The following is a 24,339-nucleotide window of genomic DNA, read 5'->3' as shown; positions in this document are numbered from 1 at the left end:
CTCGAGAATAACTACGAAACGTCCAGGAGGACAAAGTAATGGCAGAAAAGGAAAAGTACGAGCGGACCAAGCCGCACGTTAACATTGGCACCATTGGCCACGTTGATCACGGTAAGACGACCCTGACCGCGGCCATCTCGAAGGTGCTGCACGAAGAGTACCCCGACCTCAACCCGGAGTATGACTTCGATCAGATTGACGCTGCTCCTGAAGAGAAGCAGCGTGGTATCACCATCAATATCGCCCACATCGAGTATCAGACGGCCAAGCGCCACTATGCTCACGTGGATTGCCCCGGCCACGCCGATTTCGTGAAGAACATGATCACCGGCGCTGCTCAGATGGATGGCGCGATTCTCGTCGTCGCCGCCACTGATGGCCCGATGGCTCAGACTCGCGAGCACGTTCTGCTCGCCCGCCAGGTAGGCGTGCCGAAGATTCTCGTTGCGCTCAACAAGTGCGATATGGTCGATGACGAAGAGCTCATCGAGCTCGTTGAGGAAGAGGTCCGCGACCTCCTCGAAGAAAACGGCTTCGATCGTGACTGCCCGGTCATCCGCACCTCCGCCTATGGCGCCCTGCACGATGACGCTCCGGATCACGACAAGTGGGTCCAGACCATCAAGGAACTCATGGACGCCGTCGACGATTACATCCCGACCCCTGTCCACGACCTTGATAAGCCGTTCCTGATGCCTATCGAGGATGTCTTCACCATCTCCGGCCGTGGCACCGTGGTAACCGGTCGTGTCGAGCGTGGCCGCATCCCGGTCAACGCTCCGGCAGAGATTGTCGGCCTTCGTCCGACCCAGACCACCACCGTCACCTCCATCGAGACCTTCCACAAGCAGATGGACGAGGCCGAGGCTGGCGACAACACTGGTCTGCTGCTCCGCGGCATCAACCGTGACGACGTCGAGCGCGGCCAGGTTGTGGCCAAGCCCGGTACCGTGACCCCGCACCACAAGTTCGAGGGCGAAGTCTATGTCTTGACGAAGGATGAGGGCGGCCGTCATTCGCCGTTCTTCTCCAACTATCGTCCGCAGTTCTACTTCCGCACCACCGACGTCACCGGCGTCATCACGCTGCCGGAAGGCGTCGAGATGGTCCAGCCCGGCGATCACGCCACCTTCTCCGTCGAGCTGATCCAGCCCGTCGCCATGGAGGAGGGCCTGACCTTCGCAGTTCGTGAAGGCGGCCACACCGTCGGCTCAGGCCGTGTCACCAAGGTGATCGAGTAGTTCTAGAGCGTAAGTTGTAGATTACTTACCAAGTTGTGCCCCGCATCGCAAAGGTGCGGGGCACAACTGTATTTGTAAGTAATCAGCTGTGGAAACATACTGCTTGTAAGCTGTACAGACGCCGTGGCATAATTGCTGAGGCATTTTATGGAATGCAAATCGTTTGAAAAGTAAATGACTAAGGTGACGAGACGTGGCACAAACTAGCAATGACATCAAAAACGGGTCGGTATTGAACCTCGACGGACAGCTTTGGACCGTCACGAAATTCCAGCACGTCAAGCCCGGCAAGGGACCGGCTTTCGTGCGCACCACCATCAAGAACGTGCTTTCGGGCAAGATCGTCGACAGGACGTTCAATGCTGGCATGAAAATGGAGTTCGAAACCGTCGACAACCGTACGCTGCAGTATTCCTATGAGGAAGGCGACACCTTCGTCTTCATGGACATGACCACCTACGATCAGGTCAGCATTCCTAAGGAACTCGTCGGCGATCAGGCCAAGTTCCTGCTCGAAGGCACAGATTGCATCGTCAGCTTCCATGATGGCACCCCGCTGAGCGTGGAGCTGCCGGCTTCCGTCGTGCTTAAGGTCACTGAAACTGAGCCGGGCGTGCAGGGCAATCGCTCCAACGCCGGTACCAAGCCCGCCACCGTCGAAACCGGTGCCGAGATTCAGGTCCCGCTTTTCGTGGGCGAAGGCGAAATGGTCAAGGTCGATACCCGCGACGGTTCCTACCTCGGACGCGAAAACAACTGATTTTCCTTTTCCGGCTTGGCGCGACGACGTCACCCAAGTCGGAATACCATATTTGCTTGCGGTAATTCGCGAAAACTATCACTGGGAGGCTACTGGCTAAATGGCACGTTCGACAGCTCGCAAACGGGCGCTGAATACGCTCTACGAAGCGGATGAGAAGGGGCAGGATATTCCATCATTGCTCGCCGAACGCATTGCCGAGCCGGGAGCCCAAACCCCATTGCCGGATTACGCCATTCAAATCGTCCGTGGTGTGGCTGATGAGCAGGCCGGCATTGACCGGGCGCTCGAGGATCACTCCACCAAATGGCCTCTGCGGCGCATGGCCGTGGTCGACAGGAATGTTCTGCGAATTGCCGCTTGGGAAATCTTGTTCAACGACGAGGTGCCCGATCGGGTAGCCATCGATGAAGCGTTAGGATTGGCGAAAACCCTTTCTGACGATGATTCGCCGGCATTTATCCATGGCCTGCTGAGTGCGCTCTGCGATGACAAGGACACTGTTCTTGCCGATATCAAGGCAGCGCACGAGGCCGAAGCCAAGGAAAAGGCCGAACGTGAGGCTGCGGAACGTCGGTTCAATTCACCCACCGCTCCTGGGTTCCTCGAATCCCGTGGTATTTCCGGGCAAGGTGATGGTGTCCCGTTTGAAACTACATCCGAAGCGGAACCGGACACGGACAATGCCGCATCTGGCGATAAAGAGAATGCGGATTCGAAGGTGTCGGAGCAAACGGATAGTCTCGGTGATTCTGTCAACTCGGCTGAACAGGATGGAAGTTCAGGTGAAGCGTCGAACGCCGACGATAGCGACGTTGATACTGATATCGAGAGCGATATTGATTCGTCCGGAAAGATTGATGACGTCGCGACTGATGATTCCACGGTTCCCAAAGTTTTGGGTGATGATGCAACAGATTCGTCATCACCCAGCAAGGTGCCGATCCAGCCAGTTTCGATTGGTGAGGGACAACCGTTGCCACCCGATGGCGACAATAATTCAATAATTGTGTAATTAGTTCTGACCGCGGTACGGTGGCCGGGCCGCGAATTTGTTTTCCGGTCCAGTTATTTCCGAGTCCGCGCACGGGCCCGGAGCAAGGGGGACTCGTGGTGAGTCAGCAATCAGCTTCAACAACACGGTATTCGGTAAGCGATGCCGTGTTGTTATTGGAAGATGGCCAGCTTTACGTGGGTGAACCCTACGGAGCGTTTGGATCGACATTCGGCGAAATCGTGTTCGCCACAGCGATGACCGGCTATCAGGAGACCATAACCGACCCCAGCTACGACCAGCAGATTGTCGTGCAGACCTTCCCTCATATCGGTGACACGGGTGTCAATGACGAAGATACCGAATCCAAACGTGTTTGGGTGGCTGGTTACGTCGTCCGCCAACCCAGTCCAAATGTCAGCAATTGGCGTGCGAACGACAGTCTTGACGACGATCTTGCCAAAGACGGCATTGTCGGCATCAGCAATATCGACACCCGAAAGCTGGTTCGTCACCTTCGCAGCGCGGGCGTGATGAGGGCCGGCATATTCTCGGGCGTCGATTTGATGGATAAGACCACCGGGGCGTTGCGATCTGTGGATTCGCTGCTTGCAGAGGTTCGTTCTTCCCCGAAGATGCAGGGCGCGAGACTTTACGACCACGTGAGCACCAAAGAAACCTATACCGTCGAACCTTGCGGAGATTTCGAAGGCATGGAGCCGTTGTTTACGGTTGCTGCTGTCGATCTCGGCATCAAGGGCATGACACCTCATCGTTTGGCTGAACGTGGCTGCCGTGTGCACGTCTTACCATCCACTGTTACATTCGATGAAATCAAAGCCTTGAATCCCGACGGAGTCTTCTTCTCCAACGGCCCGGGCGACCCGGAAGAGGCCGCTCCTGAAGTCGATCTGCTGCGCCAAGTCCTCGATGCTGGATACCCCTTCTTCGGCATCTGCTTCGGCAACCAGCTGTTCGGACGTGCGCTCGGTTTCGATACGTATAAGCTCAAGTTCGGCCATCACGGCGTCAACCAGCCGGTCAAGGACATGACCACCGGCAAGGTCGAGATTACCGCCCATAACCACGGGTTCGCGGTCGATGCCCCAATCGGCAAGATTGTGGAATCGCCATATAGTAACGGCAAATTCGGCAAGGTGTTCGTCTCTCATATCGACCTGAACGACGATGTGGTCGAAGGCTTGCAATGCGTTGATATTCCGGCCTTTTCGGTGCAATATCACCCCGAAGCCGCAGCTGGTCCGCACGATGCCGCCTATCTTTTCGACCGCTTCGTCTCGCTGATGCGCGCACACAAGGCGGGGGAGCCGGTCTCCTCCGTACTAGCGACGCCGACAACATTATCACAATCGAATAATACCGAAATCGGCCAAACCGCCGCTGACAAGGAGAACAAGTAATGCCGAAACGTCAGGACATCAAATCCGTCATGGTCATTGGCTCCGGCCCCATCGTCATCGGCCAGGCCGCGGAATTCGACTATTCCGGTACCCAGGCCTGCCGCGTGCTGCGTGAGGAAGGCATTCGCGTCATACTCGTCAATTCCAACCCGGCCACCATCATGACCGATCCTGAAATGGCCGATGCCACTTACATCGAGCCGATTGATGTGCCGATTCTTGAACGCATCATCGCTAAAGAGCGTCCGGACGCTCTACTGCCGACGCTCGGTGGTCAGACTGCGCTGAATGCCGCCGAAGCGTTGGGCAAGGCCGGCGTCCTTGATAAATACCACGTCGAACTCATTGGTGCCTCGCTCGAAGCCATCGACCGCGGCGAAGACCGCGAACAGTTCAAGCAGGTCGTGGAATCTGTTGGTGGCGAGTCCGCACGAAGCGACGTGGCCCATACCCTTGAGGAAGTCGATGCCATCGTCGCCAAGCTTGGCTTCCCGGTCGTCGTCCGCCCCAGCTTCACTATGGGCGGCCTCGGCTCCGGCATCGCGCATAACGAGGAGGAGCTGCACCGTATCGCCGGCGCAGGCATCCACTATTCACCGACCAACGAGGTCCTGATCGAAGAGGGCATCGAAGGCTGGAAGGAATACGAGCTCGAGCTCATGCGCGACCGCAACGACAACGTCGTGGTCGTCTGCCCGATCGAGAACGTCGACCCGGTAGGCGTGCACACCGGCGATTCCATCACCGTGGCCCCGACCTTCACCCTGACCGACCGCGAGTACCAGCGCATGCGCGACATCGGCATCGCCATCATCCGTGGCGTCGGCGTCGACACCGGCGGCTGCAATATCCAGTTCGCCGTCAACCCGAAGAACGGCCGCATCATCGTCATCGAAATGAACCCGCGCGTCTCCCGTTCCTCGGCCCTGGCCTCGAAGGCCACCGGTTTCCCGATTGCCAAGATTGCCACGAAACTTGCGCTCGGCTACAGCCTGGACGAGATTCGCAACGACATCACCCAGTCCACACCGGCATGCTTCGAACCGACCATCGACTACGTGGTCACCAAGGTGCCGCGTTTCACCTTCGAGAAGTTCCCGGGCGCCGACCCGACGTTGACCACTTCGATGAAGTCGGTCGGGGAAGCGATGGCTCTCGGCGGCAACTTCCAGGAGTCGCTGGGCAAGGCCATGCGTTCCATCGACAAGCGGCATATGGGCTTCAGCTGGGACGGCACCAAGCCCGACCGAGCTGAGGTTGACCAGCTGCTCGAAGACATGCGTACACCAACCGAAAACCGCTATCTACAGGTGCAGCGTGCGCTTTGGGGTGGAGCAACGCTCGAACAGCTTTACGATGCCACCAAGATCGACCCGTGGTTCCTGAAGCAGTTCGCGCTCATCAACCAGACCGCGATGGAAGTGCGCTTTACGGAAATCCTTTCTCCGAAGCTCCTGAAGAAGGCCAAGCTGGCCGGACTTTCCGACCTGCAGATCGCCCACTTGCGTCACTTGGGCGACGAAGGAGAGAACACCATCCGCGAGTTGCGCCACAACTACGGTCTGCGCCCTGTCTATAAGACCGTCGACACCTGTGCAGCGGAATTCGATGCGGTCACGCCATATTACTATTCCTGCTACGCCGACGAATCCGAGCTCAAGCCACGTAAGCGCGAGGCTGTCATCATCCTGGGCTCCGGTCCCAATCGTATCGGTCAGGGTATCGAATTCGACTACACCTGCGTACACGCGGTTCAGGAGCTTGGCAAGGACTATGACACGATCATGGTCAATTGCAACCCCGAAACTGTCTCTACGGATTACGACATGTCCGACAGGCTCTACTTCGAGCCGCTCACGTTCGAAGACGTCATGGAGATTTACGAGGCCGAAAAGAAGCTTGGCCCCATCAAGGGCGTCATCGTTCAGCTCGGCGGTCAGACCCCGCTTTCACTGGCTGCACGTTTGAAGGCCGCCGGCGTTCCGATTCTTGGCACTTCGCCTGAGTCCATCGATTTGGCCGAAAACCGTGAGCTCTTCGGTGAAGTGTTGCGCCGTGAAAAGCTCAATGCCCCGCGTTATGGCACTGCGCTTAATATCGATGAGGCCTTGGAAGCCGCCCATTCCATCGGTTATCCGGTGCTGGTGCGCCCGAGCTACGTGCTTGGCGGTCGTGGCATGGAAATCGTCTATGACGATGCCCAGCTCGAGAAATACGTCGATCGCGCCCTTGACCAGGCCAAGGCTGACACGGTGGTTTCCGGCCGTCTGCCTTCGCCGCTGCTGATCGACAAGTTCCTTCAGGATGCCATCGAAATAGACGTCGATGCGCTTTACGACGGCAAGGAACTTTACATCGGTGGCATTATGGAGCACGTCGAAGAGGCTGGTGTCCATTCCGGCGACGCGGCCTGCACCCTGCCACCCTCCACGCTTTCTGATGACCAGATCCAGCGCCTGCGCAAAGCGACGCTTGCGATAGCTGAGGGCTGCGGCGTGCGTGGCGTGATGAATGTCCAATTCGCCTACATGTCCAACACGCTCTACGTCATCGAGGCCAATCCGCGCGCCTCTCGCACCATTCCCTTCGCCTCCAAGGCGACCGGCGTGGCGCTGGCCAAGGCCGCGGCCCGCATCATGGTCGGGGAGACCATCGCCGACCAGCGCAAGCGTGGCTTGCTGCTGCCCAAGGGCGACGGCGGTACCATTCGCCCGGGCCAGCAGGTCGCTGTCAAGGAATCCGTTCTGCCGTTCAAGCGCTTCCGCACCGAGGCCGGCAAGTCCGTTGACACGCTGCTCGGCCCGGAAATGCACTCGACCGGCGAGGTCATGGGCTTCGACCGCGACTTCCCGCACGCGTTCGCCAAGTCCCAGCTCGCCGCCTACGAAGGTGGTCTGCCGACGCACGGCAACGTATTCCTTTCGGTTTCCGACACTGACAAACGACAGCTGCCGTTGATCGCCACGCGTCTGCATGAACTCGGCTTCACCTTGTGCGCCACCGATGGCACGGCTTCTGTGCTGCGCCGCTACGGCATCGATTCCAAGGTGGTCAGCAAGCTCAACGCCACCGAGGATGAGAAGCGCCAGCTTCGCGAGCGCTACGGCGACGACGTCATCGGCAAGAATCCGGTCGAGATGATCGAGGATGGTGAGATCAACATGGTCTTGAACACCCCGAGCACGCGCGGCTCCCGTTCCGACGGCTACGCCATCCGTGCCTCGGCTGTGATTGCCGACGTTCCGCAGTTCACGACCATCACCGAGTTTTCTGCGGTCCTGCTCGCCATCGAGGCGGTCAAAGCCAACGACTATCAGGTGATGAGCATCCAGGAACATGCCAAGCAGCTTTTCGCTTCCGAAATGGAATAGGGCCGCCGTAATGAAGCCTCGCGATAAAGTCTGTTAATAGTCAGACATATATACGCATTGATCGTTCCACGAAAGTCATCTCAGCCTTTGTGGAACGATTTTTATTTGGCCCGAAGATCCGGCCAAGGTGAGGGCAATAGTTCCTCTAGGGAGACCCCGAGAACCTGAGCGATGGCCATGATGTTGTGGAGGCTGGGATTGGCGGGCGTTCCGGGCATGGATTCGCCCTTTTCGAATTTCTGATATGTGTAGCGGGAGAGCCCTGCATCATACGCGACTCGTTCTTGTGTGAGGTTTCGTTCCAGTCGTAAGCGTTGTAAATTGAGTCCAAGTTCCTTGACGTAGTTGTTCCATGATCCTAAAGGAGTATTTTTCGACATAAAACACAAACTATGAAGCTTTTTACTATATATGGCCTCCTTTATATGGCATTTGTGATACTATGCTAAAAGCAAATCCGGATGGATTCTCATGCAAAAGACCATAGAGAAGGTTTCGGAAGAGCCAGAACGTGCAGTGTGGTACCTCCAAGTCGGATTTTAGGCGTGGAACGATGATGCTTTGCGTGAGTTTTACAAAGCGGTAAAGAATTTATTGGTGTTTGAAGAAAGGTTAAGATGTCTGGAACTATCAGTGGAAATACCGATTGTAACGCAAAGATTGGTACGCATAACAGTAAGATTCTGGCGCTGTTGACGGTGCTTGTATGTGTGGTCACGCTTTTGGGCGGCTGTGGAAAGCCGTTCAGCATTGTGGGTTCATGGGAGAACGAGGGGCCGGGCACCTATGGTCAGGCGTATGAACAGGGAAAGCTTATCCAATTCGGGTCGAACGGGAAATGCAATCTCTGGAGTCCGAGTGACAAGTATGCGTTGAAAAAAGAATCCGACGGTTCCTACAAATTGATTGTTAACGGTCTGCTTGGTGGCGGCGGCGAGTTCGATGTGCAGGTCAAGGACAACGACCATATCACACTGACCAAGGGCAATATCACTTTGAATTTCGAACGAGTCGGATGAGGATGCAATGAAGTGATTTTGTCATTTTGTTATTGAAAAACATAGAAAAGAGGAGTGAAGTTGTCCAATTACAACGTGTCAACCGTGGCATCGACTGACAGAGTTCGACAGAATAATCATCTCGGTGCGCCCAAGTTTATGGTGGCACTGGCGGTCATTGCTTGTGTTTTGACAATGCTCAGTGGCTGCGGGGCTTTCAGCATCATCGGAACGTGGAAGAACAACGGTCCAGACAACTGGAGTTCGACGCATTCCACGACCGTCACGTTCACCGAAGACAATTGCAATGTTTACAGTCCCAAAGATGCCTATACGCTCACTAAAAATGCGGATGGCACCTACGATTTGGAAGTCGATGGTCGTTCCGGCGGCGGTACTTTTCTCAAAGTAACCGTCAAGGACAACGATCACATAGTGCTCTCCAACCGTGCTACCAGCATGAATCTGGAACGCATCAAATGATTCATAGTGGTGGATTTATTCGATATGAATTTTAACAACCATTGATGGATACAGTTAAAGGAAAATAACCATGGTCAATATCACGAATCCACCTTTGCCAGGTAGCAGTGAAAGCAATGACGTGGCAGTGCCGTTACCTCCAAAAACAGAACCTGAATTGCCTGTCGAGTCGGTTGCCGTGGAACAAAAGGCTGTGAACGACAAAGACTTGAATGGCATCGATAAGGTTTCCAAGAACATCTCTGAAGCTAAGCCATACCAGGCTCGTCAGCAGGAGCAAGGTGAAAAGGTAACAGAAGCAAAGAAAAGTAAGGTGTCGGAGACTAGGGCGACAAAGAAAAAGCACCATTCGGTCGGAGCCATCATTCTTTATGTCATTTACGGTGTGATTGCCTCGGCATTAGGTATCGCCTTACTTGTTTACAGCGATGGAGATACCACGGGAATCCTTGTCGGTTTGGCGCTTCTCGCTTATGGGCTGTGGGTTTTCAGCGGTGCGTTCACCGGCGGCTGGCGGCCGATTTTCTATATCGTCGGATAACGCACTCAGACTCCAGAAATCCGAGTCATAAAGAGAAAAGAGAAAACAATGCAAACAATAGCGATTCTGTTGATGGTGATTGCGCTGGCTGGGTTATGCGTGTTCGGCTATGTCGTCTATCACACCAAGGAGGTGCGCCCGAGTTGGGGCGGCGAATGGACCGCGATCCTTCGGCCGATGCTCTATCTCAAGTATGGATGGACGCTTGCGATACCATTGGTGATTTCGGTGATCGGCATATTGGTGTCTGGTTTCAGCAATGCCGGTTCGTATGACGGCTATACGGCAGGTTCAGTGTTCGATCCCGACAATTACGAAGATAATCCTATTTCGCTTATACACGGTTCCGATATCGGTATCAGTGCACAGGCACTTAACAGACATCTGGATGATCTGCGTGCCAAGAACCTGTTGTTGGTATCTCTGTTTTTGTTGCTTTTTGTCGCGGTTGCTTTGCTTCTTGTCACATTGAGTTGGACGATGGCAGCCACTGTCGGATACATGTATGACCAAATGAAGAGTACTGAAAAACTCAAGAATTTCATGCTCTCTCAATATCGACGAAAATTTGGAAAGTATGATCAGACGGGTCTGGAAAGGAGCTTTCCTTTTAAACTATGCCAGTTTGCGGTTGAATATGTGCTTTCGCAGGGATGGATGAAAGCCATGGTCAAATCAGATGAGTCTGGGAAGTCCAAGCAGATGTGGAAGGACTTGGCAGTGGCAGTAACGGTGCCGTGGGGCAAGCCATATCTTTGGTTCCAAGGCTTGAAACAGGATCAATATGGATGTCTGATATCCTCATCCGCGACGGAGCCCACTGCCGGACCTGAGAATAACGGACAAACCGGTGCTAAGTCTGCGCGCCAGGAACATACTGTTAAGTCTGCACCCGAGAAACAGACCACTACGAAGCGTTCAGCATCTCAGCAGTCGAAACAAGCCGTTTTTAAACCTGCTCAACCCACTCATGTGTCTAATACATCCCAAGCTTCTGGGCCTGAGTCCGTTCACATGCAGAATGATATATCGATATCGTCTGTGTCTCTTCCAAAAAGACCGCAGCAGAACGAACAAGGTTAATAGAACCAGTTGTTAAACGGCTCAATACGATTTCCAAAAGGAGAAGAAGATGAAAAGTTCAAAACTGATGAGAGCAGCAGCCGCAGTGTTGTGTGCGGCATTGGCGCTCGCAGGTCTGTCGGCTTGTGACGCGACATCCAGTACTGACAGTTCTTCGACGAGTTCCAGTGGAGAAAGAACCGAACCCCAGTCGAGCACTAATGAGAATAAAGAGACAGACAAACCTGCCGAGCCTCAACCAGTGATGTTTTCTAAAATTTTTGCTGGGAAACAATCTATCTGGTTTTTGGGCGATAGCTTAGTGCGTATCGGCACTATAAATGATGTGCTGATTTTCGATCAAGGGAAGGTCACGACTTATTCAATGGGTGGTGGCATGGTAGGTAGCAGCTTCCGCGGTTATACATATGGTGATTTCAAAGGGGTTTCAGAAGATCAGCTCGTTGCGAAGATAAAGGAGTTGAATGCAGATGTACAAAAACAAAATGGTCGTTCCTATCAAGAACCAACGCCAGCTGACTATACGCTGAGCGTTCATCCCAGTATGACGGGCAACACTGTTGACTCTGAGACACTAAAGACGAAGTACTATGATCCAGTAAGTGCTTCTACGGAAGATTTATCGATAAAGTTACAAGGTGATTCCACGAGTTCTCTTACTACAGCTTCTGCTGAGATTTATGATAAAACATTTACGGGAGTTGGCGCTGGAGGCACTTTGAACTTTACCAGAATGATTTCTACTGGTGACCCAATACCTCCAATTCCTCAATACGATGATATGAACACTCCTGGAGTTACGGTAGAAAACTAGCTTTGCTCCACGAAATCGATACTTGAAGTGTGGATATGAGTGAGGAAAGAGAATTGTCGGTCGAAATTCAGATTGACAATTCAATGGTGCTATATCCCAAGAAAAAACCGATTAGGGCTTCGGACTTTTTAGCTCTTTTGAGGATGATACTGGGGATTATATAGCCAGGGAATAGGATACCGGTGCTACGGTCAGAAACAAGCTGATCTGACAAAACAAGTGACAAGGTTCTGTGGCACCGGTTATCGTATTATTAGCGATTCGTTTTATAAAGGGTACTTTGGAATAGTGGTATTCTCATCAATGATGTCTATAAGTTTTGTAAGTATTCTTGTTTTGTCATACTTTTTATATTTGAAGTTCGGGAAACTGCGACATTTTGAGTAATGTCGGAATTAGAGTCGCTACGTTCCTGTCTTTCAGAAGCTACTGATCAAGAAAACATTGGTATCAATCAGAGGTTTAGACATTTCGGCTTTCCGGCTCTTTGTGTATGTCGTCGTAACTCATTGACGCAAGTTTGGTTCCTTTGGGAACTGTCGATACAATATTTTGGGCTTTTTCGAATGCTTTTCTGCGGTTGTCGTGTTGATGGGCATCTCTGACTTTACCGAATTTCGGCACTACACCGGTGCTGGCGATACTTGACCATAACTGATTAATTAATTTATCAGCAGTGAGACCGGCTTTACGGATATATGAATCAGCCAGTTCCTCGGTTTGCTTGTCTATTTTGGCGGAAACTGTTGCGGTAGTCATGTCAGTATCCTCTCATGATTTGGTTCAAAGACTGGTCATAACAGTATACCAGCTATCAGTGGAATGTTGGTTGTATTACGGATAGTGATTATGGACGAAATGGTTCGTGGTGGTGTCGATTCGCTGTTCTCGTTACACTGGTAGTCATAACGAGAGGGATTGATGATGTCTGAATCAGCAGAAGCGAAAAATGCCGGATTAACAACATCCAAAAAGGGAGTACAACAGCATAAAGGACGCTTGATTGTATTGACAGGACCTACGGCCGTCGGTAAGGGGACCGTTGAAGCGAATCTTCTAGCTAAGCACCCGGAGGTCTGGGTTTCCGTTTCTGCTACTACTCGTGATCCGAGGCCGGGGGAAGTTAACGGGAAGAACTACTGGTTCATGAGCGAGGACGAGTTCGTCGCACGCGAGAAGCAAAACTGGTTCCTGGAGACCGCCGTCGTGCATGGCATGGCCCATTATGGCACGCCGCTGCAGCCGGTGCTCGACCATCTGGCCAAGAACATTCCCACCATTCTTGAAATCGACTTGCAAGGTGCCCGTCGTGTGAAGCAACGTGCCGCTGAACTCAACCTTGAAATTGTTTCGGTGTTCATCGCACCGCCGAGCTATGACGAGCTGGTCAAGCGCCTGATTGGCCGCGGTACGGAGAACGAGGAGCAGCGCAAAAAGCGCCTTGAAACAGCAAAAGTCGAGCTCGCCGCCGAGCCGGAATTCGATGTCAAAATCGTCAACGACACCGTCGACCGTGCCGCCGACGAGCTCTGGGACGTCATCGCCAAGGAATATGGCATCAAAGAGTGACTGAATAACCGGCATGCAAACTTATTGACGACACTTTGATTTCAGTTCGTCGAACAATAAAAAGGCTGATTCAACTTAATGAATCAGCCTTTTTCTATAGATTGCTAAACAGTTAGCACATCACGCCAAGCCGCTGAGCTTGTTGATAAGTTCCGGATCCCTCGTCGCACCCTTATCGGCGGAGCGAGCAAAGGCGGCGTAGGCCTTGAGGGCCAGCGAAACCTTGCGGTCGCGGTGGGCGACGTAGCCGTCACCGGCCTCGAGCTCTTTGCGGCGCTCCTCGAACTGCTCGGGGGTGAGCTCCACATCGATCTTGCGGTTGGGGATGTCGATGTCGATCATGTCGCCATCCTTGATGAGCGCGATCGGGCCCTTGTTAGCCGCCTCAGGGGCGACATGGCCGATGGCGAGGCCTGACGAACCGCCGGAATAGCGGCCGTCGGTAATCAGCGCGACATCCTTGCCGATGCCCTTGCCCTTGACGAACGAAGTGGGGTAGAGCATTTCCTGCATGCCCGGTCCGCCTTTCGGCCCCTCGTAGCGAATGACCAGAGCCTCGCCCTTCTTGAGCTTGTCGCCCAAGATGACTTCAACGGCCTGCTCCTGAGACTCGACGATGTGGGCCGGTCCGCGGAACTTCCAGATGTTTTCAGGCACGCCTGCGGTCTTCACGACGCAGCCGTCGGGGGCGAGGTTGCCACGCAGAATCGCGAGGCCGCCTTCCTTCACGGCCGGATGGTCGATGTCGTGGATGGCGCCGTTGACACGATCGGTGTCCAGCGTATCGGACAGCGTCTCCTGGACGAACGGTTCGGGGGACTTGATGTGGCCTGGAGCCGCACGATAGAGTTCCTTCGCCTTGTCGAGGCAGGTCGGACGCATGATGTCCCAATCGTCAAGCTTGGATTCAAGGTCGGGATAATCCACCGAATGTACGTCCTTGTGGAGCTTGCCTGCGCGGTCGAGCTCGCCCAAAATGCCGCAGATGCCACCGGCGCGGTGCACGTCGGAGATTTCCCAGTCGCCCGAGGGACTGGCCTTGCAGATGCAGGGCACGGTGTGGCTGATGCGTTCGATGTCGTCAAGCGTGAAGTCGACGTCGGCGCTCTGGGCGGCGGCGAGAATGTGCAGCACGGTGTTGGTGGAACCGCCCATGGCCACGTCCATGGTCATGGCGTTTTCGAAGGCTTTCTTGGTGGCGATGGCGCGCGGCAGCACGCTCTCGTCATCATCGTCGTAATAGCGGTGTGCAAGGTCGACGATCTTGTGACCGGCGTCGATGAAGAGCTGCTTGCGATAGCCGTGCGAGGCCAGCGTGGTGCCATTGCCAGGCAGGGCCAGGCCGAGCGCTTCGGTCAGGCAGTTCATCGAGTTGGCGGTGAACATGCCGGCGCAGGAGCCGCAGGTGGGGCAGACGGTCTTCTCGTAGGCCAGCAGGTCTTCGTCGGAAACGTTGTCATCTGCGGAGGCGTACATTACATCGATCAGGTCAGTGGTGTCGGTCTTGCCGTTGGACAACGTGGTCTCGCCGGCCTCCATCGGGCCGCCGGAGACGAAGATAGTGGGGATGTTGAGGCGCAGGGCGGCCATCAGCATGCCGGGGGTGATCTTGTCGCAGTTGGAGATGCAGATCAGGGCGTCGGCGCAGTGCGCGTTGACGGAGTATTCCACGGCGTCGGCGATCAGGTCGCGGCTCGGAAGCGAGTAGAGCATGCCGGTGTGGCCCATGGCGATGCCGTCATCGACAGCGATGGTGTTGAACTCTCGGGGGATGCCACCGGCTTCTTCGACGGCTTTCGAGACGAGGCGTCCGACCTTGTTGAGGTGGACATGACCAGGCACGAACTCGGAGAACGAGTTGGCGATGGCGACGATGGGTTTCTTGCCCAAGTCGTCTCCGGCCACGCCTGCGGCGCGATAGAGTGCTCGGGCACCGGCGAACATGCGGCCGGTCATGATATTATGTGAGCGCATTTGCATGATTCCATATAAGTTCATCTGTCTCATATTTGCCGAATAGCGACCAAATGATGAAACGAATGAATGATTTTTACACGATTTCACTGTGTTGTGCGATTGATAGGCGGTTGGCATGAAAAGCCCGTATAAAAAGTTTGTGCGTGTGGTATGGATTGTCCTGGCTGCTATATTGGCGCTGTGTCTGGTAGTGGTTGCCGCCGTCACTGTGAAAGACATGTGGAGGCAGCATGAAATCAAGGAAGATGAACGCACGATATCCGTTGAACCCGATGTAAGAAAATCGTTGGATTCCTATGTAGCCCTGCTTGAAGCGACATTGGAAAACAATCAGACAGTATTGTCGAATTATTCGCAAAAGGAGCGGGACGTCGCGGCGGATTGCGAAGACATCTATCTTCATTCTGAGGGCATGCCGAACATGGACCATGTGAAAATCAACGTGAAAATTCACTATATACAGCATGAGAATGGCCGTGTCACGCTGGGCGTTGACACCAGCACCATGGTTTTGGCAAATAAAGCCAGTTGTCTGACCGGTTCGGGATGGGAAAATACTGATTGCGAAGTCAGTGGTTGGAGTGATCCCCATGTGTTGACCTTCATCACCCCGTCGATGGCGGGTCCGGAAGGGAAAACCAAGGTGCCGTATGTCATCCATGACGACGAGACGTTGTTTTGGCCGGATATGCCTGGATACAAGCCGTTGAAGGATTTGCGCAAGTGGGATAAACGATAAAGTTTGCACATGTGCGTTGCCTTCGGGAGTCCATATTTATGATTTTGATAGAAAGATTCATTTGGCAACTGATGTATTTGCATTTCTCTTTTCAATAGAAACAGCAAAATATCAAAGGTATTGAGTATAATAAATCTTTTGAGTAGCTTTATTCTTCTTTAGGGAGCAAACAATATGGCATTTGGCACCGAGCCTACACCGAGCGGTCTTGCCGATCCGACGATCGACCAGTTGATGGAGCATTCCGAGCACAACAAGTATTCGCTGTCGATTTTCGCCGCGAAGCGCGCCCGTCAGATCAATTCCTATTTCACTCAGCTCAATGAAGGCCTTCTGCAGAACGTCGGCCCGCTGGTGGAATACCAGAACAACGAGAAGCCGCTTTCCATCGCCTTCCGCGAGATCAACGAAGGCCTGTTGGAAGAGACCCTCGGCGAGGACGACCTGAGCGAAGGCAGCCTCGACTAGTCCGTTTCAAGCGTTTTCTTTAGCCCGATTCCGTTTATGGAGTCGGGCTTTTTGTTTTCTATGCTCCGGGTGTCAAACTGCGCGTTGAAATAGGGACGTAAGGGTAGTGTTGCGTTCCGTATGTATACACGTCGGCCGTTCTGCGGCTCTGGCATGGAAGAAAGAAGTTCACTGTGTCTACAGAAGTGACAAAAGAGCGTCGCCTGATTTCAGCGGAATCGGTTACCGAAGGGCATCCCGATAAGGTCTGCGATCAGATTTCGGACGCGATTCTTGACGATATGCTTCGTCAGGACCCCCATTCCCACGTGGCCGTGGAAACGTCGGCCGCCATTGGGCAATTCCTTATTTTCGGTGAGGTGACCAGCTCCGGTTATTCCGACATCCAGCGCATCGTGCGCAATGTCGTGAAGAATATCGGCTACACCTCCTCCGAAGTCGGCCTTGACGCCGATTCCTGCGGTGTGTTGGTCTCGCTGACCGAACAGAGCGCGGAAATCAACCAGGGCGTCGACCGTCTCAACCCCGAGCAGGAATCCGCGGTTTCGCGCGAGGAACGCTACGAGGCCCAGGGCGCCGGCGACCAGGGCATCATGTTCGGCTACGCCTGCGACGAGACGGACGTGCTGATGCCGCTTCCGATTTATCTCTCGCACCGCTTGGCCTATCGTCTGGCTCAGGTGCGTAAGGATGGCATCGTCCCGCATCTTCGCCCGGATGGCAAGACGCAGGTCACCATCGAATACGATGACGACGACCGCCCGATTCGCGTCGATACCGTCCTGATTTCCACCCAGCATGACCCCGAGGTCAACCATGATTGGCTCATGGAACAGCTGCAGGAGCACGTCATCAAACCGGTGCTCGAAGAGGTATGCGGTACCAAGATTCGGCACGACGATTACCGCGTGCTGGTCAACCCGACCGGTTCATTCATCCTCGGCGGACCTGCTGCGGATGCCGGACTTACCGGCCGCAAGATCATCGTCGACACCTACGGTGGCGCAGCTCACCATGGCGGCGGCGCCTTCTCCGGCAAGGACCCGAGCAAGGTCGACCGTTCCGCGGCCTACGCCACGCGTTGGGTGGCCAAGAACATCGTCGCCGCGGGGCTTGCGCACAAGGTCGAGGTGCAGGTGGCCTACGCCATCGGCGTCGCCGACCCGGTGAGCGTCAACGTCAATACCTTCGGCACCGAAATCGGCGGCGTGACTCGCGAGCAGATCCAGGCCGCGGTGCGTAAGGTCTTCGACCTGCGTCCGGCCGCGATCATCGACGAGCTCGACCTGCTTCGCCCGATTTATCTGAAGACGGCGGCATACGGCCACTTCGGCCGCACCGACCCCGACTTCACCTGGGAAGCCACCGACAAGGTCGACGAGCTCAAGGCGGCCATCGCCGAAAGCTGAGGCTTTGTAACCTGACTGTTTTAGAAAAGCCGTATCCAAGGGATTTTCCGAGGATACGGCTTTTGTATATCTGTTGAGATAGTGGTAAATTTTTTAGGAATTTCACAACCAGCAAAACCCTTACGGTGTCGTAACTGCGCAATAGGCTGAATATGATTTGCATTAAGAAAAATGCACTGAAATGCACTTATTTTGGAGGTTGCGCATGGCCACTATGACCGTAGCCGATATGGTCTCAATGTTCCTGAAGGACAATGGGAAAATCAACATCACCGCGTTTGACGGTTCTTCGTTCGGGCCGCAGGACGCACCGCTGCATATCACGGTGAACAATTCGCGCGCCGTGTATTATATGGTCGATCACCCCAACGATCTCGGCCTTGCGCGCGCCTATCTGCAGGGCGACATCGCCTCGCCGGAGCTCATTCCTGGAAACCCGTATGAGGTTTTCAAGGAGCTCATGGCGCTGAAGCCGGATATGAAGAAGCCGAGCCCGGCCGATTTGGCGCGCATCGTCGCTTCCGTCTATTCGCACGGCATCCGCCACCCCGAAGCCCCCTCTATTGAGGGCCCGAGTCGCTGGAAGCGCCGCACCGAAGGTCTGCTGCCTCATTCTAAGGCCGGCGACGAAGCTACCGTGAGCTATCACTATGACCAGTCCAACGAGTTCTACCGTCTCTTCCTCGGTTCCTCGATGACCTACACCTGCGGCGTGTTCACCTCGCCCGAGGATTCGCTCGAGGACGCCGAATGGCGCAAGCTCGATCTCGTGCTCGACAAGCTCAACCTCAAGCCCGGCGACCGTCTGCTCGACATCGGCTGCGGCTGGGGCTCCATGGAAATCCGCGCCGCACAGCGTGGCATCAAGGTTTTGGGCGTTACCCTGGCCGGCGAACAGGTCAAGTGGGCACAGGAGTGGATCAAGCGTGAAGGTCTCGAAGATCTCGCTGAAGTGCGTCAGATGGATTACCGCGACGTGCCCGAAGGCGATTTCGACGGCATCTGCTCGATCGGCATGATGGAGCACGTCGGCTTCAAGCATTATCCCTCCTACTTCAAGGAGATCTTCGACAAGCTCAAGCCCAACGGCCGCCTGCTGAACCACCAGATTACCCGTGTCAACTCCATGACGGGCAAGGCCGCCGGCGAGTTTATCGACCGCTACATCTTCCCCGACGGTCAGCTGGCTTCCCCGGGCGAGATCGAGACGGTGATTCAAGACACCGGCTTCGAGGTCGTCAACCAGGAGAACCTACGTCAGCACTATGCACTGACCCTGCACAACTGGAACAAGAACCTGGTCGCTGGCTGGGACCGCGCTGTCGAACTGATGGGTGAGCCTAAGGCGCGTCTGTGGGGTCTCTACATGGCCGGTTGCGCCCTCAACTTCGAGCTCAACAACATCCAGATTCACCAGTTCCTGTGCGTGCGTCCGGACGACGTTAAGATGACCGACACCTACCCGCTGCGTCCGTGGTGGGTCGAGGATTCGACGGTCAAGCCGACCGAGATCTGAATTTAAAAGAAGGAAAAGCCACGGTTTCGGCCGTGGCTTTTTTTTATTCTTCGCTGAAGCTCACATTTTTTCAACCCTTATAAAAAATGGGAGCCACAAACGAACATTGTGCTCTGAGCATAGGTGCTTAGGGTTGGAATTCAGCCATTCCTCTCAGAGCTGATGTTCATTTGGCTCACAAAATTTAAACGTGTCGAAAATTTGTGAGCCACGTTATCATTGAACCATGAGTGAACCGCAAGCTGAACAGCTGGCGCTCGCCGGGCTGGCCCCGCGCAAGCGCCGCAAGACGGTCACCCATACCCCGGCCCAAGAAAATCCGATTGCACAGGTCGTGTTGGACGTGCAGGCCACCCATCTGGGACAGGCGTTCGACTATCTCATCGATGAGAAATTCTCCGAGGCTGCGCAACCTGGCGTCATGGTGCGGGTCCGTTTTGGCGGTAGACGAGTCAACGGCATCGTCTGGAATCGCGTTTCGGAAAGTCATACCACGTCTTCAGCATTGCGGTACATCGAACGGGTCATGACTCCGGATGTGTTGGTGTCGGCCTCGATGCGCCGCGATATCACCGCCATCGCCGAATCGTACGGTGGCACTCCCGCCAATATCCTGCGTCTGGCCGTGCCGCCCCGCGTGGCCAAAGTGGATAAGGAACAGCATCTGGCGATGGCAGGGACATGGGCCGGAAGCCGTGGCCGGGTGAAACTTGACGAAGATGAGCTCGAGAAGGGCTCGCAGCGGCTGCGGGCGAGCTATGATCAGGCTGTAGCATTGCAGGATGCGCTTAGCGGCGGAGGATTCGCCTCGTTCGTCGTCGATGCGTTGCCTGGACCCGATCGATGGGCCTGCGATTTGGCCTATATGGCGAGTCAATCGCTCAAGTCCAGGCGAACGGCCGTGCTGGTGTTACCGACGATGCGTGAGGTTAACGATATCGCCGCGGCCTTGCGTCGATTCGGACTGAAACCATTCCAACAGACCGATGCCACGCACGGTGGTTTTAATGGTGATTTCGCATTGCTGGCGGCTGCCATGGCCCCTTCCGAACGTTATCGTTCCTACCTTGCAGCCGCGAGCGGGCAGGTGCGTTGCGTCATCGGCACTAGAGCCGCGATGTATGCGCCAGTTGAAGGGCCCGGGCTTTTCGCCATTCTCGAGGATGCGGCCTATCAGAACGCCGACGGCATGATGCCGTACGCCGCGGCGCGAGGAGTGCTGCGTCTGCGTGCCAAGCTTCACGGCGGTACATTCGTGGCTATGGCCAATGCCCGCAGTGCCACCAGCGAGTGGGAAGTGAGCGGGAACCTGAACCATACCGCTCCGGTTGATAACGCTGAAGTTGATGCCATCGAAAACGAATGTATCGATACTGCGGACAGTGACAGAAGCGAAAATGCCGATTCCTTAAATTCAGCGCAAATCGCGGCCGTCGGCATTGACCATAGTTGTGCGCCTGCTAACGAAACTGCTGCTGAAGGTGAGATAAAACGTGATGATGTCCACGCTGATGCGGTTGCCGGGGCTAAACGGGAGAACATGGAGGCTGTAGATCAGTCCAAGTCCAATAATGATAAAAATCCTTCAGAACCAATACTTGAGACCGGTGAGACTTATCCATTAGACCGTGCCGACAATCTCCGAGATGTCGCGAATGCACCGTCATCTGCCCTGGCACAAGCGGACGATGCGATATTCTCCACCGAACCGACCTGCCACGTCGAGGTCTGCGAAACGCCGGTTAGCGGCTTCAGCACGGCAGTGCACCCGCTGCCGGCCGTTCTCGAGGACGTCTCGCCATGGGTCCGCTGGCTCAACCGCGACGAACTGTCGCGTCTGGCCGATCCGTCCATCGGCGCTCGCGTGCCGCACACCGCGGTTCGAGTTCTTTCCCAAGCCTTGGAAAACGGCCCGATTCTCTTTTCCATTCCGCACGATGGCATCGCCGAGGTGTTGAGCTGCGCGCGCTGTCACAGACAGGCCCGCTGCCCGCGTTGCACCGGTCCGTTGCAGCGCGTGCGTGGGGGAGCGCCGCGATGCCGGTGGTGCGGAGCGCCGGCCAGCGATTGGACGTGCCCCCATTGCCACGGCAAACGGATGAGCGTGGTGCGTGTCGGGGCCGCCGGAACCGCCGCACAGCTGCAGCATCTCTTCCGTGATATCCCTATGGTGCTTTCCAGTCCTAGCCAGCGGGGCGGCATCGTCGAATGGGTGCCGGACCGCCCGCTGATCGTCATCGCAACGCCGGAAGCCGAGCCTCGCGTGCGTACGGAAGACGGCAGTATCGGCCATTATCAGGCCGTGGCGATTCTCGACGCATGGACAAGCCTCTACGCCCCGGGAGTGGACGCGCGGATCGATGCGCTCACCGCTTGGATGCGCGCCACTTCGATGTGCGCCTGCCGTAAGGATGGTGGAGAGGTGCTCCTGATTGGGGAAACCGACCCCGCGATTGCCGAATCGCTGGTGCAATGGGATTCACGTATCCTTGCCGCTAGGGAGCTTGATGAACGTGCCGAAACCGGGCTTTCCCCGGTCTTCGCCGTGGCTTGCGTTTGGGGGCGCAGGGAAGCGGTGATGGAAACGCTCAACAATATCGGGGCGGTGACGGGGGATTGGGCCCAAGTCAGCACCGAGGTCGGCGAGCTTCCGTCTGTCCTCGGCCCTGTTCCCATCGCCCAGCCCAGAACGGTGGATGCGCGCGAGCTGGAGGCCACCCAGGACCGTGTCAAAGCCGTCGTGCGAGTGCCGCAACGTTTGCGTGCCGAGCTGGCCAAACGTCTGCACACCGAGGTGGCACGTCATGTCGCCACGCGTACACCCGGCGAGCTGCGTTTCCAGCTTGACCCCAAGGACCTGATCTAGCTGATGGAGATTTAGCTCGCAGAGCGACATTCCTAGGTTTCGTCGCCATTCCATGGAACGATGGAAACAGTCTCGATATCGAGTGTTTTTGCAAGGAGGAGCCATGAAAGGCTGGCCGGGCGAACCGGAAATGGATTACAACGTAGTCAAGGCGGAAGACGCCGCTCAGGGGGCTGCAGACAAGCCGATCGAAAATGTGATTTTTGATTTTGGAAACGTTCTGGTCAATTGGGATCCGCAGGCCGTCATGCTGCCGCGTTACTCGCAGGAGCTGACCGACAAATTCCTTGATAACGACGTTTCAGGATTTTATGATGCCAGCGATGCCATGGATATCGGGGGTACTTCAGCTGAGGTGGTGGCTTGGGTACGTGGCAAGTATGGCGAGCCATGGGCGACAATGATGGATTATTATTATCGCAATTTCGAGGATTCGCTGGTCGGTCCGGTTGAAGGTATGCGCGTTCTGGTCAATGATCTTAAAGCAGCAGGCATCGGCGTATGGGGCCTGTCGAACTGGGCGACGGAACTGTTTCCGCCTGCCAAGAAATTCTATCCGATTTTAAGTGAACTGGACGATGCCGTGGTTTCCGGTTACGTTAAACTGCGCAAGCCGCATCGCGACATCTTCGAATACTCGCTTAGGCGCTTCGGCATTCCAGCAGATACCGCTGTGTTCATCGACGATAAGGCGATGAACATCGTAGGCGCGAACTCTGCGGGCATACGTGGTGTGAGATTCAATGATTCTTACAAATTGAGGGTATTGCTGAGGCAGCAAGGTATCGATATTCCAGATATTCAGAGCTGAGCAGCGCGGGTTGAGCGGATTGTATAGCAGCATATATAGTCGTCGACTGACTTCGTTTTGAAGTGCCGTTCGTTCGTTATATTGATGCCATTTTATAGAGTGCTATTAGTGATATCGGCCTGGTTGGATTGCCGATTTGAGATAAAAGGAGCTTCCATGTTGAAAGTGTTGTTTGCAGGGACGCCGGATGTGGCGGTTCCCGCGTTGCGCCGGTTGGCCGAAGACAAGGAGCATTTCGAGGTTGTCGCCGTGCTCACCAGGCCGGATGCGCCCCAAGGTCGCGGACGCAAGTTGACGCCGAGTCCGGTCAAAGAGGCCGCGCTGGATCTCGACATTCCTGTTTTGGAATGCGACCCCAAGGAGCCGACCTTCATCGCCGAACTCAAGGCCACCGGTGCTCAAGCCGGGGCTGTGGTCGCCTACGGCAAAATCCTCAAGGAAGACGTTTTGGGCGCGTTGCCGATGGGCTGGTACAACCTGCATTTCTCGCTGCTGCCGCAATGGCGTGGTGCGGCCCCGGTGCAGCGTTCCGTTTGGAGTGGCGACACCATCACTGGTGCTACTGTTTTCAGACTGACCAAGGGCATGGATACCGGCCCGATTCTGGCGCAGTCGACCTGCGAAATCGGCGCGCACGATACTTCCGGCGATATACTCGCTCGCCTTGCCGAAGATGGTTCGCATCTTTTGGCCTCGGCGCTGACGGCCATGGCCGAAGGCCGGATTGTGCTTCAGGAGCAACCGCAGGGCGCCTACGAAGTGGCCAAGAAAATCAGACACGAGGATGCGCGCATCCGTTTCGATGTTCCTGTTTTCGCCGCAGATCGGCAGATTCGCGCCTGCACTCCTGAGCCGGGGGCGTGGTGCATGCTTCATCCGCAAGGTGCTGATGCATCTGCACAATCAGATAAAGCCGAGATTCCTTCGAACACTGAACGCGATATGAGTGACGCCGAGCCGTTCCACGTGTTGAAGGCACGTCCCGCCGATACCAACGATCCGCAGGTGCCCGCCGACCTCAAACCAGGCATGCTGGCCAGCACCAAAAAGCATGTCTGGATAGGCACTGCCACCGCCCCTCTCGAGCTTGAAGAAGTCAAGGCACAAGGTAAGAAAGCCATGCGCGCTGCCGACTGGGCCCGTGGCGCCCGTCTGTCCGCGGATGCCTACGTCGATTGAGATTTGAAGGCTTATGCCGTTTACTTAAAGCCGCTAGACTGGCAAGGTGAAGGCAAAAGGTAACGCACGTGAAGTGTGGAATGCACAAAGGAGGCATAC

The 24,339-nt window shown here is 55.3% G+C and carries 20 protein-coding genes and 1 pseudogene; 18 read left to right on the top strand and 3 right to left on the bottom strand.

The window, feature by feature from the left end; genetic code table 11:
• Nucleotides 1-38: 38 nt before the first annotated feature.
• From tuf to carB, 5 genes and pseudogenes are all read left to right on the top strand, one after another.
• Nucleotides 39-1,241 (top strand): elongation factor Tu, encoded by a 1,203-nt coding sequence (gene tuf / locus OZX72_RS05775; RefSeq protein WP_277150714.1) that lies wholly within the window; start codon nucleotides 39-41, stop codon nucleotides 1,239-1,241.
• Nucleotides 1,242-1,434: 193 nt separating this feature from the next.
• Nucleotides 1,435-2,001 (top strand): elongation factor P, encoded by a 567-nt coding sequence (gene efp, locus OZX72_RS05770; protein ID WP_277141802.1) that lies wholly within the window; start codon nucleotides 1,435-1,437, stop codon nucleotides 1,999-2,001.
• Nucleotides 2,002-2,101: 100 nt separating this feature from the next.
• Nucleotides 2,102-2,569: pseudogene (nusB, locus tag OZX72_RS05765) on the top strand (transcription antitermination factor NusB); the annotation flags it as partial.
• Nucleotides 2,570-3,114: 545 nt separating this feature from the next.
• The gene (gene carA / locus OZX72_RS05760; protein WP_277157734.1) at nucleotides 3,115-4,416 is read left to right on the top strand and encodes a glutamine-hydrolyzing carbamoyl-phosphate synthase small subunit; all 1,302 of its coding nucleotides are present in this window, start codon (nucleotides 3,115-3,117) and stop codon (nucleotides 4,414-4,416) included.
• Nucleotides 4,416-7,787, top strand: coding sequence for a carbamoyl-phosphate synthase large subunit (gene carB / locus OZX72_RS05755; RefSeq protein WP_277157733.1), 3,372 nt, complete (start codon nucleotides 4,416-4,418; stop codon nucleotides 7,785-7,787). The genes carA and carB overlap by 1 nt, the downstream gene beginning before the upstream one ends.
• 101 nt (nucleotides 7,788-7,888) lie before the next feature.
• Here carB and OZX72_RS05750 read toward each other — a convergent pair whose 3' ends face one another.
• A complete protein-coding gene (locus OZX72_RS05750) occupies nucleotides 7,889-8,167 on the bottom strand; it encodes a helix-turn-helix transcriptional regulator (RefSeq protein ID WP_277157732.1) in 279 nt (92 codons plus the stop codon).
• Between the two features lie 237 nt (nucleotides 8,168-8,404).
• On the opposite strand from OZX72_RS05750, the gene OZX72_RS05745 reads away from it, so the two are divergent.
• From OZX72_RS05745 to OZX72_RS05725, 5 genes are all read left to right on the top strand, one after another.
• Entirely contained in the window at nucleotides 8,405-8,806 is a 402-nt protein-coding gene (locus tag OZX72_RS05745; protein ID WP_277157731.1) for a hypothetical protein, read from the top strand.
• 60 nt (nucleotides 8,807-8,866) lie between these two features.
• A complete protein-coding gene (locus OZX72_RS05740; protein ID WP_277157730.1) occupies nucleotides 8,867-9,268 on the top strand; it encodes a hypothetical protein in 402 nt (133 codons plus the stop codon).
• Between the two features lie 70 nt (nucleotides 9,269-9,338).
• Nucleotides 9,339-9,809, top strand: a complete 471-nt coding sequence (locus tag OZX72_RS05735; protein ID WP_277157729.1) for a hypothetical protein — start codon at nucleotides 9,339-9,341, stop codon at nucleotides 9,807-9,809.
• Between the two features lie 48 nt (nucleotides 9,810-9,857).
• Nucleotides 9,858-10,892 (top strand): hypothetical protein, encoded by a 1,035-nt coding sequence (locus OZX72_RS05730; RefSeq protein WP_277157728.1) that lies wholly within the window; start codon nucleotides 9,858-9,860, stop codon nucleotides 10,890-10,892.
• Between the two features lie 49 nt (nucleotides 10,893-10,941).
• Complete coding sequence (locus tag OZX72_RS05725) at nucleotides 10,942-11,706, top strand: hypothetical protein (protein WP_277157727.1); 765 nt, start codon at nucleotides 10,942-10,944, stop codon at nucleotides 11,704-11,706.
• 462 nt (nucleotides 11,707-12,168) lie between these two features.
• On the opposite strand, the gene OZX72_RS05720 is transcribed toward OZX72_RS05725, so the two are convergent.
• Nucleotides 12,169-12,465, bottom strand: a complete 297-nt coding sequence (locus OZX72_RS05720) for a hypothetical protein (protein WP_277157726.1) — start codon at nucleotides 12,463-12,465, stop codon at nucleotides 12,169-12,171.
• 165 nt (nucleotides 12,466-12,630) lie between these two features.
• Between OZX72_RS05720 and gmk the strand changes: the two genes are divergently transcribed.
• Nucleotides 12,631-13,275: a guanylate kinase gene (gmk, locus tag OZX72_RS05715; protein ID WP_277157725.1), complete on the top strand. Its 645-nt coding sequence runs from the start codon at nucleotides 12,631-12,633 to the stop codon at nucleotides 13,273-13,275.
• A gap of 120 nt (nucleotides 13,276-13,395) precedes the next feature.
• On the opposite strand, the gene ilvD is transcribed toward gmk, so the two are convergent.
• Nucleotides 13,396-15,258: a dihydroxy-acid dehydratase gene (gene ilvD, locus OZX72_RS05710; RefSeq protein ID WP_277159380.1), complete on the bottom strand. Its 1,863-nt coding sequence runs from the start codon at nucleotides 15,256-15,258 to the stop codon at nucleotides 13,396-13,398.
• A gap of 109 nt (nucleotides 15,259-15,367) precedes the next feature.
• Here ilvD and OZX72_RS05705 point away from each other — a divergent pair, with 109 nt between their 5' ends.
• From OZX72_RS05705 to fmt, 7 genes are all read left to right on the top strand, one after another.
• On the top strand, nucleotides 15,368-15,991 hold the full coding sequence (locus tag OZX72_RS05705; RefSeq protein WP_277157724.1) for a hypothetical protein: 624 nt from the start codon (nucleotides 15,368-15,370) through the stop codon (nucleotides 15,989-15,991).
• Nucleotides 15,992-16,165: 174 nt separating this feature from the next.
• Complete coding sequence (gene rpoZ / locus OZX72_RS05700) at nucleotides 16,166-16,459, top strand: DNA-directed RNA polymerase subunit omega (RefSeq protein WP_277141794.1); 294 nt, start codon at nucleotides 16,166-16,168, stop codon at nucleotides 16,457-16,459.
• Between the two features lie 185 nt (nucleotides 16,460-16,644).
• Nucleotides 16,645-17,868 carry a methionine adenosyltransferase gene (gene metK, locus OZX72_RS05695; protein WP_277159379.1) on the top strand — a complete coding sequence of 408 codons (1,224 nt, stop codon included), beginning with the start codon at nucleotides 16,645-16,647 and terminating at the stop codon, nucleotides 17,866-17,868.
• A 205-nt stretch (nucleotides 17,869-18,073) separates the two neighbouring features.
• Nucleotides 18,074-19,384: a class I SAM-dependent methyltransferase gene (locus tag OZX72_RS05690; RefSeq protein WP_277157723.1), complete on the top strand. Its 1,311-nt coding sequence runs from the start codon at nucleotides 18,074-18,076 to the stop codon at nucleotides 19,382-19,384.
• A gap of 226 nt (nucleotides 19,385-19,610) precedes the next feature.
• Nucleotides 19,611-22,250, top strand: coding sequence for a primosomal protein N' (locus tag OZX72_RS05685; RefSeq protein ID WP_277157722.1), 2,640 nt, complete (start codon nucleotides 19,611-19,613; stop codon nucleotides 22,248-22,250).
• Between the two features lie 103 nt (nucleotides 22,251-22,353).
• On the top strand, nucleotides 22,354-23,061 hold the full coding sequence (locus OZX72_RS05680; protein WP_277157721.1) for an HAD family phosphatase: 708 nt from the start codon (nucleotides 22,354-22,356) through the stop codon (nucleotides 23,059-23,061).
• Between the two features lie 156 nt (nucleotides 23,062-23,217).
• Nucleotides 23,218-24,240, top strand: a complete 1,023-nt coding sequence (gene fmt / locus OZX72_RS05675; RefSeq protein WP_277157720.1) for a methionyl-tRNA formyltransferase — start codon at nucleotides 23,218-23,220, stop codon at nucleotides 24,238-24,240.
• Nucleotides 24,241-24,339 lie beyond the last annotated feature (99 nt).

The sequence above is a fragment of the Bifidobacterium sp. ESL0769 genome, from assembly GCF_029395495.1.
In the GTDB taxonomy this organism is placed as follows: domain Bacteria; phylum Actinomycetota; class Actinomycetes; order Actinomycetales; family Bifidobacteriaceae; genus Bifidobacterium.
This window is presented reverse-complemented; position numbering and strand designations above follow the sequence as displayed.

Bases quoted from the DNA above. Each gene is read 5' to 3' on its own strand.
- OZX72_RS05705 (WP_277157724.1), top strand. From the start codon at position 15,368: ATGAAAAGCCCGTATAAAAAGTTTGTGCGTGTGGTATGGATTGTCCTG.
- OZX72_RS05745 (WP_277157731.1), top strand. From the start codon at position 8,405: ATGTCTGGAACTATCAGTGGAAATACCGATTGTAACGCAAAGATTGGT.
- rpoZ (WP_277141794.1), top strand. From the start codon at position 16,166: ATGGCATTTGGCACCGAGCCTACACCGAGCGGTCTTGCCGATCCGACG.
- OZX72_RS05685 (WP_277157722.1), top strand. From the start codon at position 19,611: ATGAGTGAACCGCAAGCTGAACAGCTGGCGCTCGCCGGGCTGGCCCCG.
- OZX72_RS05735 (WP_277157729.1), top strand. From the start codon at position 9,339: ATGGTCAATATCACGAATCCACCTTTGCCAGGTAGCAGTGAAAGCAAT.
- OZX72_RS05720 (WP_277157726.1), bottom strand. From the start codon at position 12,465: ATGACTACCGCAACAGTTTCCGCCAAAATAGACAAGCAAACCGAGGAA.
- gmk (WP_277157725.1), top strand. From the start codon at position 12,631: ATGTCTGAATCAGCAGAAGCGAAAAATGCCGGATTAACAACATCCAAA.
- OZX72_RS05725 (WP_277157727.1), top strand. From the start codon at position 10,942: ATGAAAAGTTCAAAACTGATGAGAGCAGCAGCCGCAGTGTTGTGTGCG.
- tuf (WP_277150714.1), top strand. From the start codon at position 39: ATGGCAGAAAAGGAAAAGTACGAGCGGACCAAGCCGCACGTTAACATT.
- OZX72_RS05680 (WP_277157721.1), top strand. From the start codon at position 22,354: ATGAAAGGCTGGCCGGGCGAACCGGAAATGGATTACAACGTAGTCAAG.
- fmt (WP_277157720.1), top strand. From the start codon at position 23,218: ATGTTGAAAGTGTTGTTTGCAGGGACGCCGGATGTGGCGGTTCCCGCG.
- OZX72_RS05690 (WP_277157723.1), top strand. From the start codon at position 18,074: ATGGCCACTATGACCGTAGCCGATATGGTCTCAATGTTCCTGAAGGAC.
- carB (WP_277157733.1), top strand. From the start codon at position 4,416: ATGCCGAAACGTCAGGACATCAAATCCGTCATGGTCATTGGCTCCGGC.
- OZX72_RS05730 (WP_277157728.1), top strand. From the start codon at position 9,858: ATGCAAACAATAGCGATTCTGTTGATGGTGATTGCGCTGGCTGGGTTA.
- OZX72_RS05750 (WP_277157732.1), bottom strand. From the start codon at position 8,167: ATGTCGAAAAATACTCCTTTAGGATCATGGAACAACTACGTCAAGGAA.